General features: G+C 63.8%; 15 protein-coding genes. 7 read left to right on the top strand and 8 right to left on the bottom strand.

Annotation, left to right across the window (positions count from 1 at the left end):
* Window positions 1-49 precede the first annotated feature (49 nt).
* Genes AC1Q64_RS25400 through AC1Q64_RS25380 form a run of 5 tightly spaced genes read right to left on the bottom strand, consistent with a single transcriptional unit; the run spans window position 50 to window position 4,034 of the window.
* Window positions 50-508: a TerS protein gene (locus tag AC1Q64_RS25400; protein WP_492253144.1), complete on the bottom strand. Its 459-nt coding sequence runs from the start codon at window positions 506-508 to the stop codon at window positions 50-52.
* The gene (locus AC1Q64_RS25395) at window positions 505-1,023 is read right to left on the bottom strand and encodes an HNH endonuclease signature motif containing protein (RefSeq protein WP_492253143.1); all 519 of its coding nucleotides are present in this window, start codon (window positions 1,021-1,023) and stop codon (window positions 505-507) included. The genes AC1Q64_RS25400 and AC1Q64_RS25395 overlap by 4 nt, the downstream gene beginning before the upstream one ends.
* On the bottom strand, window positions 1,020-2,255 hold the full coding sequence (locus AC1Q64_RS25390; RefSeq protein WP_492253146.1) for a phage portal protein: 1,236 nt from the start codon (window positions 2,253-2,255) through the stop codon (window positions 1,020-1,022). Before AC1Q64_RS25390 ends, AC1Q64_RS25395 begins: the two co-directional genes overlap by 4 nt.
* Window positions 2,256-2,257: 2 nt before the next feature.
* Window positions 2,258-2,788, bottom strand: a complete 531-nt coding sequence (locus AC1Q64_RS25385; RefSeq protein ID WP_492253142.1) for an HK97 family phage prohead protease — start codon at window positions 2,786-2,788, stop codon at window positions 2,258-2,260.
* Between the two features lie 10 nt (window positions 2,789-2,798).
* Complete coding sequence (locus AC1Q64_RS25380) at window positions 2,799-4,034, bottom strand: phage major capsid protein (RefSeq protein ID WP_492253141.1); 1,236 nt, start codon at window positions 4,032-4,034, stop codon at window positions 2,799-2,801.
* 230 nt (window positions 4,035-4,264) lie between these two features.
* Here AC1Q64_RS25380 and AC1Q64_RS25375 point away from each other — a divergent pair, with 230 nt between their 5' ends.
* From AC1Q64_RS25375 to AC1Q64_RS25345, 7 genes are all read left to right on the top strand, one after another.
* Window positions 4,265-4,831, top strand: coding sequence for a recombinase family protein (locus AC1Q64_RS25375; RefSeq protein ID WP_492253140.1), 567 nt, complete (start codon window positions 4,265-4,267; stop codon window positions 4,829-4,831).
* A gap of 840 nt (window positions 4,832-5,671) precedes the next feature.
* Window positions 5,672-6,307, top strand: a complete 636-nt coding sequence (parA, locus tag AC1Q64_RS25370; protein WP_492253139.1) for a ParA family partition ATPase — start codon at window positions 5,672-5,674, stop codon at window positions 6,305-6,307.
* A complete protein-coding gene (locus AC1Q64_RS25365) occupies window positions 6,298-6,507 on the top strand; it encodes a hypothetical protein (protein ID WP_492253138.1) in 210 nt (69 codons plus the stop codon). The genes parA and AC1Q64_RS25365 overlap by 10 nt, the downstream gene beginning before the upstream one ends.
* 59 nt (window positions 6,508-6,566) lie before the next feature.
* Complete coding sequence (locus AC1Q64_RS25360; RefSeq protein WP_492253137.1) at window positions 6,567-6,815, top strand: hypothetical protein; 249 nt, start codon at window positions 6,567-6,569, stop codon at window positions 6,813-6,815.
* Window positions 6,816-6,955: 140 nt separating this feature from the next.
* Complete coding sequence (locus tag AC1Q64_RS25355) at window positions 6,956-7,255, top strand: hypothetical protein (protein WP_492253136.1); 300 nt, start codon at window positions 6,956-6,958, stop codon at window positions 7,253-7,255.
* Window positions 7,256-7,258: 3 nt separating this feature from the next.
* Complete coding sequence (locus AC1Q64_RS25350; RefSeq protein ID WP_492253135.1) at window positions 7,259-7,495, top strand: hypothetical protein; 237 nt, start codon at window positions 7,259-7,261, stop codon at window positions 7,493-7,495.
* Between the two features lie 775 nt (window positions 7,496-8,270).
* A complete protein-coding gene (locus tag AC1Q64_RS25345; RefSeq protein ID WP_492253134.1) occupies window positions 8,271-8,450 on the top strand; it encodes a hypothetical protein in 180 nt (59 codons plus the stop codon).
* Here AC1Q64_RS25345 and AC1Q64_RS25340 read toward each other — a convergent pair.
* The 3 genes from AC1Q64_RS25340 to AC1Q64_RS25330 form a co-directional block, all read right to left on the bottom strand.
* A complete protein-coding gene (locus AC1Q64_RS25340) occupies window positions 8,447-8,767 on the bottom strand; it encodes a phage head closure protein (protein WP_492253133.1) in 321 nt (106 codons plus the stop codon). The genes AC1Q64_RS25345 and AC1Q64_RS25340 overlap by 4 nt on opposite strands.
* Window positions 8,764-9,048, bottom strand: a complete 285-nt coding sequence (locus tag AC1Q64_RS25335) for a head-tail connector protein (protein ID WP_492253132.1) — start codon at window positions 9,046-9,048, stop codon at window positions 8,764-8,766. Before AC1Q64_RS25335 ends, AC1Q64_RS25340 begins: the two co-directional genes overlap by 4 nt.
* A 188-nt stretch (window positions 9,049-9,236) precedes the next feature.
* Window positions 9,237-10,736 (bottom strand): terminase large subunit, encoded by a 1,500-nt coding sequence (locus tag AC1Q64_RS25330; RefSeq protein ID WP_492253145.1) that lies wholly within the window; start codon window positions 10,734-10,736, stop codon window positions 9,237-9,239.
* Between the last annotated feature and the right edge of the window lie 24 nt (window positions 10,737-10,760).

Here is a 10,760-nt window from a genome sequence, read left to right as displayed (position 1 = left end):
GGCACGAGGCAGAAACGCTCGATGAAGGCGATTACGCGGTCGGCGCGGGTCATACAGCGCGCAGGCGGGGGATCAGGTCGTCGCCTTCGTCCTGGCGGGCCTTGCGCTCCAGCTCCAGGGCCTTGGCGGCGTCCTCGGACTTGCCCACGGTCGCCTCGGCGTGGACGTGCAGCACGCGGGTTAGGGCGACGATCCGGCGCGCCAGCGTCTCCACCACGGCGGCCAGCGGGTGCGGCTTGTCGCCCAGCATGTAGCCGGCCGCTGCCAGCTTCGCATGCAGGTCTTCAATGTCGGCTTGCGAGCGCGCCAGGGTCGCGGCGGTGGTCAGATCCACATCCGTCCAGGTGTCACGGGCGCGCGCCAGCATGATGGCGTTCCAGAACGGGCGGTCACCCGGCCGCAGCGTGACGTGTTCGGGTGGCTCCAGGGGGCCGAGCGCAGCGGCTTGGGTGGCGGCCACGGCGGCGGCGGCCGAGTCTGAGCGCTGCCGGCGGGGGGTCACCTTCATGGCTCGTTTTCTCGGTTAGCGATTGCGTGAGAGGAACAGGTCGGTTCTGGGCTGTTGGTTGCTGGTGATTCCTGCGCTTGAACATCCCCGCCAGCCGCACCAGACGGGCGCACAGCAGCCTGATTCCAATGGTGTGAGGGGTTGATAGGGTTGCCGTCCGAATCGCATCCAAGGCGTGCGGGCCTGCCGTACAGGTCGGCCATGGTCTTGATCGAGTGGCAAGGCTTGCAGGTACTGACCAGGTTCTCGCGGCTGTTGTCTGCCGGGTCGTTGTTCTTGTGGTCCACCTCGGTGGCTGGCGTGATGACGCCAGGCGGGCAGTATTGGCACAGCGGCACATCTGCCAGCACTGAGCGGCGCAGTCGATACCATGCCTCGGAGTTGAGAGGCAGCAGCCGCCCGTTGCCCTTTTTGGTCCAGCGCTTGGTGCGAATGTCTGCCAGCTGCAAGGGCTTGCGCGGCAGGTCGTCCACCATCTTCAAGCCTCGGGCCTTCCATGGATCGAGCATCTTCATGGGGTGGCCCCCTTCTGCGCAGGCAGGGGGGTGGGTGGCTCGGGTGGCGCGTCGTCACCCTTCGGCACTTCAGGTGCGGAAGTGGTCGCCTCGTCGTCGATGCCGTCGATGGAAGGCAGGTTCTCCAGCTTGCGGGCTTCGGACTTGAGCAGCCAGCCAGACGCGATGCCTTTGTCGTAGAAGTCGGCGCGGTTCACGCTGTCACCACGCAAAAGGCCTTCGACCTGGTGCTCAGCAAAGTAGATGCGTCGGCCGGCATCAGTCAGCAGTTGCTTGGCAATGGACTGTTCCCAGGCCACCAGGTGGCGGCGCAGGCTCATGGTCACGAACTGCCGGGCCATCTCCACGCTGTTGCTGTAGTTCCCATGGCGCAGATCACCGATCACGGTAGGAGGCACACGGAACAGGCGCGCGACTTCTTCCACGCTGAACTGGCGAGAGGCAATCCACTCTGCATCCTCAAGCGTCATGCTCACGCTTTGGAAATCCACACCCTCTTCGAGCACGGCAGTGCGGCCAGCATTGCCGCCCCCTGCGTGCTGGCTGGCCCAGCTCTCACGAATGGCCGTGCGCTGTTCGGGCTTGAGCTTGCCGGGGAACTTGAGCACACCCAGCAGCTTGGCGCCATTGCGGAAGGTGTTTACCCCATGCTCAGACTCGGACAGGGCCAGCTCGACCACGCCACGCGCTGCGGCAATGGGGCTGATGCCCAACACACCATCGTCGCCCAGGCGGTGGCGCAGATGCAGCACCTCATGGGCCAGCAGGCGGTGCACGACGCCCTTGCGGTCGCTGTACTCATAGGCCAGGGCTCCGCTGTCTAGGCGAAGCACGCTCACATCGGCAGGCAGCGGCCACAGCTCGCGGACCTGGCCGTCCCAGCCGCGCACGATGCGGGCAAAGGCATTGCCACGCAGCAGCACGCAGGCCTGCATGTACTCGCGGAACTCCAGGGCGGTTTGCTCGGGGTTCGCCATGTCGTGCAGCACCCGATAGAGGGGATGCTCGGGCGCGCGCTCGCGGTCGTCGCCGCTGCGCTTGAACAGGATCAGGGGCAGGCTGGCGGTCGTCTCGCTGATGGCCTGCACGCACGCATAAACGGCGCTGACGCCTTGCGCGGTCTTCTCGTTCACCGGCCCACTGCGCAGGGTGGCGAAGTTGTCCCAGTACGGATCACCACCGGCCACGCTGCGGCGCTCCAGGCCCACCGCGCGCAAAGCACGTTCAATCATTTTCACAGGCATGTCTCCAGCCACAGGCGGTAGGGATCGCCGGTGTTCTTGGCGCCCTTTAGGGTGCGCATGGCGACCGTGGTGTCTTGATAGGCGGGGTCACTGGTCAGCGTGATTTCCGCCAGCTCGACGGCCAGCAGCTCGCGCACAAGCGTGGAGCCGCGCTGTTCCCAGCGGTCGCCGCCATCGGTCACGCGGAACCCGAAAGAGCACCCGGCCACGTCGCCGCGATCAACCAGGATGGCGAGGTCACGGCCATGAGTGGTGTCTGGCAGTGCCAGCGTGAAAGCCAGGCCGTGCGCGTCCTCCCGCAGTTGCAGCGTGCCGCCTCGGGTGGTGCCCAGCAGGGCGTCACCCTGGTGGTGGTACAGGGCGCGAATGTTGGAACCCGTCGCCAGCGATTTGGCGAAAGCGCCGGGGCGAATCACCTCGGAGAATGTGCCCAGGTTGGCTTCGGAATTGAACACGGCGGCGTAGCCGTGCAGGGTCTTGCCGGTCGCCTTGAGCGTGCCGTGTCCGCGGAGTTCCAACATTCGCAACTCCTCAGATGCTCAAGTCGTCAGCGACAACAAAGCTCTCTGCGTGACGCACCGCAGCGTCCACCGTCGCCATGGCGCGGATCAGCACGTTGCCCTTGCCGTAGGCCGTCTCAGCGTAGGGGTTCACCAAAATGTCCACCTCGGACCAGATGCCCAGCATCACCTGGCTCCAGTCACCAGCGATCACGCGGCCGGTGTTGGGCGTGCCGGTCTTCTCGGCCACCTGGTTGGAGAAGTAGGCCGGCAGGTCGCCCACCTTGCCGCCGTCCAGGATGTAGCCGGCGATGCCTGCAGCCTTGAGCGTGCCCGCCATCTTGGCCTTGGCCTTGGTGCTGGCCACGATGTTGACGGCGCTGGCGTTCACGATGTCCAGCTTCTGCAGCATGGCCAGGATGTTCTGCCAGCTCAGGGTGGCGAGGTTCGCGGTCTGGATGCCGCTGGTGGCCAGCACACCGGTGGGCTGGTTGCTGCCACCGCCTTGGATGATGGCCGAGTCGATGGCCTGCGCCAGCATGAACGACAGGTCATCGCGCACAAGCTGTTCGACGGCTGGCGAGCTCTGCATGATGAGCTGGCGCGATTGTTCGGTGATGCCGCCGGCATGCTTGGGGCTCAGGCTCACGCCGTCGAATGTCATGTCACCCGTGGGCAGCGCGGCGTTCTCGGCAACCCAGCCGACAGTGGTGCCAGTGCCGTGCTTGGGGATGGACAGATTGCCCGACAGGCCCGGCAGGACGCGCACGCCCAGCTTGCGAGCCAGCAGCGAATTGCGGAAGGGCTCGATGTAGAGGTCGCCGCGGTGCACGGAAGGCACTAGCTCGGGCGCGGTGCTGGTGGTGTTCACTGCGCGCGACTCGATGGCCGAAAGCGGCACGAACACGCCTTGCGCCTTGCGGCCCGTGCGGCGCTCGGTTTCCTGCGCGAACTCGGCGGCGGCGCCCGACAGGCTGCGGCCTTCCATCTGCGCGCGGATCACGTCCACCACGCTGACCTGGCGTTCCACGCTCTCGAAAGAACGATCGCGCACAGGGGCACCGCCGCCACTCCGGCGCTCGGCATCGTCCAGGAACTGGGCGCGGGCTTCCTGGCTGTCCAGGTCTTGAATGATCTTCTTGATGGCGTCGAAGGCTTGCACCTCCGTGTCGGACATTTGGCGGCCTTGAGCTTGGGCTGTGTCTGCCAGGGCGCGAGCTTCGGCCACCTTGGCGGCCTTCTTTTCACGGATTTCTGCGAGGGTCATGTTTTGGGCTTTCAGAGGTAATGCCCATGCAATCGCCGGGCGGTTGGCAATAGTCATAGACTATTGAATGCCCGTAGATATAGCCGATATCTATCGATGAGTCAATACTCATCTGTTCAATTGCTCAAAAGAACATTTGAGGAAAACCATCCCGCTATCGGTCGTTTTTGGGATTGCTTGGCCTTGGTAGCAAAATCAAGGGCTTACCGGTCCCACAACCCCATCCCAAAATGATTCACGGCTATGCCCGCGTCAGCACGTCTGGCCAGTCCCTGGCGGCGCAGTTGGACGCGCTCGGCTTCTGCGACCAGGTACACCAGGAATCGGCCAGTACGCGGGGCGAGCTACCGGTGCTGGATGCGCTGGTGGAACGGCTGCAGCCAGGCGACACGCTGGCCGTCACGCGGCTGGATCGGCTCGGCCGGTCTGTCCTAGGTGTGGTGGGGTTGGTGCAGGACCTGCAGGCGCGCGGCGTGGCCTTGAAGGTGCTGGCGGGGGACATTGACACCGGCACGGCGCAGGGTCGCTTTCAGCTCAACGTGTTTGCCGCGTTCGCAGAGCTTGAGCGGGATCTGATCCGGGAGCGGACCAAAGAGGGCATGCAGGCCGCCAGGGCGCGAGGCGCAAAGATCGGCCGGCCGCAGGCTTTGACGCCGGACAAGTTCGCCGCAGCGCGCAAGCTGCTCGATGCTGGCATGTCGCACACCAAAGTGGCCAGTAGCCTCGGGGTGTCACGTTCTGCCGTGTACCGAGCGTTTCCTCAGTCTGACGAGGCCGGCCAGCCTGAACTTTTCTAGGCGGCACCCTTTTGGGACAAGAAAATTTGTCGTCCCAAAACGGGTAGGTGTAAGATATGCCCACGTTTTCGCTCTCTAGTGGCCCTAGAAAGCCGAAAGCCGCAGACCCTGGCAGGAATGCGGCTTTCTGGGAGCAAAACAGTTCTGATGCGAGGAAACGCCTGATTGCTCCGTTGCGAGTGATTATGCCAAAACCTCGGACTGACTGCATAGTGTGTTGCACGTCAACCATGCGCCGGGGTACAGCTTCTAAAGACTTGTCACCCTCCCGGCGCTACGGTTCCCGGCTGGCACCCTATGGCGAGGCGCTACAGCGGGAACCCTCCCAAGCGCCACCGAGAGGCTATCCAGCCGCGACCGGGTGAGGGGCAGGGCGTACCTGTGAACGCGGCTCTTGCATGGCTACGCCAGCCCTGCAGGCCCTTGGTGACCGACTGACCGACCGACGGCCAGCGACCTGGGGAAGCGCACAAACTTTGCCCCGGCAAAGTAGGGCGACGCTTTCCCAAAGCTCCCTCCCTCTCTCCCTCCGGCCAGTCGCAAGAAGGGGGCCAAAGGGGGGACAAGTCTCCTGCAGCTCATTTTTATAAAGGATGTTTGGCAAGGCCGAAGGCCGCGTCAGGCCGTAGGCACCAGTGGAGCGTGGGGAACTGGCGAACCGCGCAGCGGCTGTGCCCACCCTTGTGGTGGGTGCAGGCCAGTTGTCCATGCGGGGGAACAGGCATGGACTTGGATCATTCGGCGTTGACTATCGGGCGCTTGTCCTCAGTTGAGTAAATCAACATAGCTTCAATTGAGTAACTGATACAGTGAGTGCATGAAACAACTACTAGCCGGAAAATGAAAATCATTGCCTGCATTAACGAGAAGGGCGGGAGCGGCAAAAGCACCATTGCCTGCAACCTGGCGACAGCGCTGCACCGCAAGGGCCAGCGGGTGGTGCTGATCGACGCCGACCCCCAAGGCACCGCCCGCGATTGGAGGGCAGCCAGTCCCGAAGGCGCGGACCTGCCGCCAGTGGTGGCCATCGACCGGGCGCAGAACCTGGCTGGTGCCATCAAGACGCTGGGCGCTGACTTTGCGGTGATCGACGGGCCTGCGAAAGCCGAGGCCATGACAGCCGCGATTGTGTCGGCCGCTGATGTGGCCTTGATCGTGATCCAGCCGTCCGGCGCTGATGTGTGGGCCAGTGCTGCACCTGTTCGGATGGTGCGCCAAAAGCTCGACCTGGGCGGCAAGATCGATGCGGCTTTTCTTGTGAACCGCACCGCAGGCAACACAAAGTTGTCCAAGCTCATCAAGGATGGGGAGTGGAACGAGTACGGCCTCGAGCAGCTGGATGCGACCGTAGGCAATCGGGTCGCCTTTGCGCAGGCCCTGACAGACGGGCTATCGGTCTATGACCTGAACGACACCGCCGCGCAAGCGGAAATCACCAACATCATCAACGAGCTGGAGGCCGCCAAATGGCTCTGAAATCTAAAGACCTGAGCACTGTTCGCCCGGACGTGCCCACCGAGAAAGTGGCCGCCAGCGCCGACGGCGCCGACATGGTGCGTGTCAATCTGGAAGTGACCAAGGCGACCCGCACCGCATGGAGGGCGGAGGCCCTGCGCCGCGACATTCCCCTGTCCGACTTGATTCGGCAAGCCATGAGCGCCTACATCGCGAAGTAATTGAACATTTGAGGATTTGAGTAACCGGGCAGCAGCCCATAACCCACCGAAGGAAAACTATGCGACAGCTGAGCACAGACACAAAAACCGTGGCGGCGGCCCAACTCCGTGCTTTTATCGCGGGGGCCAAGCTGGAGTCTGTTTTGGCCGCCATAGAGGGCCTGGGCGAGCTGGGCGGAATCGAGGCCATCGCGCACATTGAGGAGCTGATGGACACGCATGTGGAGTCCACTTCTGCGGATGGGGCGGCAATTTGGGCGGGCTTGCTGCGAGCCTATGGCCGTGCCGGTCGATTCTTGCCTGATTGATGCTCACTTGAGCAGCTGAGTAAAAACTCATATAGCCGCGCAGCAGGGCTTTATCTGCTGCAAAAGCGAACGGCCGAGGTGCTTGGAACCACCCCGGCCGCTCTAACCACAACGTGCAACACCTTGGAAGGACCGCACACATGGCTACCGAAAATGTAAACCATCCCCCCCGCTTCGACCGCGAGAACGCGGCCATGGAAGCTGCCGCACTTGGCGACCTAGTTCTGTGGGTCAATCAAGCACGCGACCTCATAGAGGAAATACGGGAGCACGCCGGCTATCAAGGCTCGTCGATGAGCATAGCCATCGAGAGGCATGGCATTGCCATAAACAACCCTGACTGGCGCCAGTTGGAGGCCGGCTCCGGCTTTGCATTCGTGATGCACCGTCAGCACCACTTGATCGAAGCGCTGGGCCAGTCCGGCAATGGCAAGGAGTGAGCTATGTCTGACCTCACCCCATCCCAAAAACGCGACCGCGCCAGCCTGGCACTGAATGCCACCTACGAAATTGAGGCCGTGGTGGGCATGCTCAAGCGTGGTTTGCCTACCGACATGAACTGTCTCGGCCTGGCCATCCTGATACGGCGAGTTGAAGATCTGAACGACGTCATCATGTCGGCGCTCGGCAGTGACGACAACCGCCCCACCGAGGAAATGCGAAAGGTGGTGTTCCTCTAGGCATGGTGGTGCGGTCGCCTGTCACGACTGCACCTCAGCCCGCCCCGCGGTCGTCGCCATCGACTGCGGGAGCCTGTACGCAAAAACATGCTGGACACATGAACAGTGACCCGTTTAGAATGGTCTCGTTGATGTGGCGGCATCGATAGCACCAGAGCCCTCAAGCCCTGACTCTCAGCCCTTAGATGGGCAACATGCCGCCCCATGGAGAGCCAGAACTTGAGGGCTTTTTCGTTGGAGCGCTGACCAAAGTTTGCAGCGCGTGAAGTGGGACTCAGAACCCAGCCAATGCCCCCCGGTGATCGCTTCGCATCGACTGGACGCAGGTAGACCGCTCGCAAGGCCGCCGTAACTGCGTTGAGAGGCAACGGGGGAACCTTCCCAAGCCAAGCCCACAAGAGTGGCCAGCAATGGTCTGACGGTACGGGCAGAAGGGGCGCTCACAGGCGCGTACACCGTCAAGTCTGCCAATGTGTGAAGGCAGGCCCGGCCTTTGTCCCATGCTCGTCCGAATACGGTGCGCGACAGGTCCCGGCTTCACTGACCCCGCACTCGTGTGGGTTCTAGGTGAGTGTTGCCGGCACATAGAACCCTGCTGAACCGATCCGGTTTCCCTTGACCCCCTAGCAAGCCTCAAAAGGGGTAAATACAGGGGGAGACTGTCCACAATAGGTGGGAAAATTGCGGCGGGCGATTTTCGCCGATGGAAAACAGTCCCAAAAAACGCGGCGGGCCGGCGGCGCGAATCCCAAAATCTCGTTACCAGGAGCGTCCCATGACCGAATCCCAAGCCGCCGAAAAAGCCGATGCCATCTTGTTGGCAGCACTCAGCAATCAGCCCGAGCTCATGTTCAAGGGCCAGCTGTCTGATGTGTCCGGGGCACAGGAAACCGCGAAGGCTTTGGCGGCTTTCCGGAAGCAGCTCATGCAGGATCTGCTGAGCCAATCCGCCTAAGCCAGGGCCTTGCACATCAGCACCAGTTCGCTCCCGCCACTGCGCGGGTCGATCACGGAGCTGATGTCGTAGGCCGTGCCCTCATGCATCACGCGGTCAGTGGGCAGCACGCCAGGCCGGTGGCGCATGCGAATGCGGGCCGTAACCTCTGACTGGGCAGCCTGCGCGGCGATGAACTCCCTGCCCACCAGCGGCTCGACAGCGGCCCAGCAAGTGAACAGGGGCGCCCACGTGTCGGGCAGCGGCTGGCCGAGTTCGTCCTCCCCTCCCTGCAGGCGCTCCAGCGTCACGCGCTGGTCAAGGTCGCCGGCCCTCATGCATGGACCCGGTAGGGGTTCAGCAGCGCCTCATAGGTGGGGTTCTTGTAGAGCATTCGGTCGCTCTGGCTCTCGCGTTGCTCGTACAGGTTGCCCACCAGCAGCAGGGCGGCCGACTTCACCGGCGCCGGCGCGGTGCTGTCCACCGGTGCCTCGGCGTTCAGGTACTCGGAGACGGCGGCGGTCGCGGTCGCAATGAGCGCGTTCACCAGGGTGTCTTCGGCGTCGTGGTCGATGCGGCAATGCAGCTTGGCTTCGTCCAGGGTCAGTAATGCGGCCATGTCGGTTCCTCAGTTGTGGGGGTGCCAGCACCGCGGCGAAAGGAACAGGGTCCAGCGTGCATCAGAGAATCGCTCACCTCTGCACGCGCCGTGAAAGTCCGCTTGCTGGCTGTCGGGGTTGGTTTCATGACACGTCACTCGCCGACTAAAACGTGTCCTGGCTAGCCTCGCGGCGCCCCCAGGCAGGGCTAAACAAAAGTGAAGGCATCGAAGCCGACTCCCAGCGCTTCCTCTGCGCGTGTCGCTGCGCCCATCGCCATGGCGAGCGCCTGCAGGCCGTCGATGCGACCGGTGGCCTTGGCTTTGTCCAGCTTGCGCGCGCCGGTCGGGTCTTTGGTCACCACGGCATTGGCGGCGCACATGGTCAGCACCGGGTGGCCACCGTGGGCAATGCGCCCATTCAGCAGCTCGGCTTCCAGGGCATCCAGTGCGGGCGCCATGTCCTTGTAGCCCTGGCCCCACTCGATCAGCGGCACATCGGCCCCGATGCGGTCCAGCTCCTTGCGCAGCATGTCGATGCGCCACCGGTCATAGGCCACGGCCTGCACGTCCAGGTCGGACAGGATCGAGGCCATCTCGCGGGCGACGTGCTCATAGTCCACCGTGGCGCCGGGCGTGGTGTGTAGCAGGCCCTGGCGCGCCCACACGTCATAGGGTGCGCGGTCGCGGCGCGCGCGGTCGGCCAGGCCGAGCTCGGGGATCCAGAAGTGGCACTCGACCTGCCAGACGCCATCAACCTGGCCCACGATCACCAGGGCGGTAAGGTCGGTGCGCATGGACAGATCCAGGCCGGCGAACACTGGGCCATCGAAGGGCACAACGCGCGCCGCGCAGCCCTTCCACACGTCCGGGCTGATGAAGGGGGAGACGGTCGAAACCCGCTGATTCAGCAGCAGGTTGCGGGCGCTGTTCTCCATGCTGGGCATGCGCTGAGCCTGTGTCATCTGCTCGCGCAGGTCGTCCAGGCTGCGGAAGGTGCCCAGGGCAGGATTGGCGGCCTTCCATGCCTCCAGGTCCATCAGGTTGCAGCCGGGCGGCGCGGTGTAGAGCTGGCACACGATGCGCGGGTCGCCGCTGCTCTGTGCGTCGTCAATCCATTGGCTCAGCAAGTCGGCGTCGTTCGCGGCCTGCGTCGAAATGGCGATCAGCAGCGGCGCTTCGTGCGCGCCCTGGCTGGTGGTGATGGCGTCGATGAAGTCCGATTGCGGGCCGCGAACCTGGCCGATTTCGTCCAGGATGGCGAGCACCGGGGAAAGGCCGTGCGCCGTCTTGCCGTCAGCAGCCAGGGCCTTGTACTCGGTGTTGAGCGGCAGGCCCAGCAGGCGCTTGCCACTGGGCACGATCCGCACGATGGCCGACAGCTTGGGCGACAGCTGCACCATCTTGGCGGCCAGGTTGAACACAAGGGCGGCCTGGTCGCGGCTCATGGCGCCCGATACGATTTGACTGTTCTGCTTCGCTTCCGGGCCGACCAGGTGGGCCAGCAGCAGGCCGGCGATCAGGCCGCTTTTCCCGTTCTTGCGGCTCACGCTGAGAATCGCGCGGCGGGTGCCGGCGGGGTTGTCGTAGATGGCCCGGATGAAGTCCTTTTGGAACACATCCAGCACCAGCGGCTGGCCGACCTGCGCGCCGTCCGGCACGAGGCAGAAACGCTCGATGAAGGCGATTACGCGGTCGGCGCGGGTCATACAGCGCGCAGGCGGGGGATCAGG

The organism is Acidovorax sp. GW835-FHT14G06 (assembly GCF_058793595.1).
The sequence above is the reverse complement of the archived record's forward strand: the minus strand, read 5'-3'. Positions and strand labels throughout refer to the sequence as shown.

Coding starts and splice junctions, on each gene's coding strand:
- AC1Q64_RS25355 (WP_492253136.1), top strand. CDS start 6,956: ATGGCTACCGAAAATGTAAACCATCCCCCCCGCTTCGACCGCGAGAAC.
- AC1Q64_RS25365 (WP_492253138.1), top strand. CDS start 6,298: ATGGCTCTGAAATCTAAAGACCTGAGCACTGTTCGCCCGGACGTGCCC.
- AC1Q64_RS25400 (WP_492253144.1), bottom strand. CDS start 508: ATGAAGGTGACCCCCCGCCGGCAGCGCTCAGACTCGGCCGCCGCCGCC.
- AC1Q64_RS25340 (WP_492253133.1), bottom strand. CDS start 8,767: ATGAGGGCCGGCGACCTTGACCAGCGCGTGACGCTGGAGCGCCTGCAG.
- AC1Q64_RS25385 (WP_492253142.1), bottom strand. CDS start 2,788: ATGTTGGAACTCCGCGGACACGGCACGCTCAAGGCGACCGGCAAGACC.
- AC1Q64_RS25375 (WP_492253140.1), top strand. CDS start 4,265: ATGATTCACGGCTATGCCCGCGTCAGCACGTCTGGCCAGTCCCTGGCG.
- AC1Q64_RS25395 (WP_492253143.1), bottom strand. CDS start 1,023: ATGAAGATGCTCGATCCATGGAAGGCCCGAGGCTTGAAGATGGTGGAC.
- AC1Q64_RS25360 (WP_492253137.1), top strand. CDS start 6,567: ATGCGACAGCTGAGCACAGACACAAAAACCGTGGCGGCGGCCCAACTC.
- AC1Q64_RS25330 (WP_492253145.1), bottom strand. CDS start 10,736: ATGACCCGCGCCGACCGCGTAATCGCCTTCATCGAGCGTTTCTGCCTC.
- AC1Q64_RS25380 (WP_492253141.1), bottom strand. CDS start 4,034: ATGACCCTCGCAGAAATCCGTGAAAAGAAGGCCGCCAAGGTGGCCGAA.
- parA (WP_492253139.1), top strand. CDS start 5,672: ATGAAAATCATTGCCTGCATTAACGAGAAGGGCGGGAGCGGCAAAAGC.
- AC1Q64_RS25390 (WP_492253146.1), bottom strand. CDS start 2,255: ATGATTGAACGTGCTTTGCGCGCGGTGGGCCTGGAGCGCCGCAGCGTG.
- AC1Q64_RS25335 (WP_492253132.1), bottom strand. CDS start 9,048: ATGGCCGCATTACTGACCCTGGACGAAGCCAAGCTGCATTGCCGCATC.
- AC1Q64_RS25350 (WP_492253135.1), top strand. CDS start 7,259: ATGTCTGACCTCACCCCATCCCAAAAACGCGACCGCGCCAGCCTGGCA.
- AC1Q64_RS25345 (WP_492253134.1), top strand. CDS start 8,271: ATGACCGAATCCCAAGCCGCCGAAAAAGCCGATGCCATCTTGTTGGCA.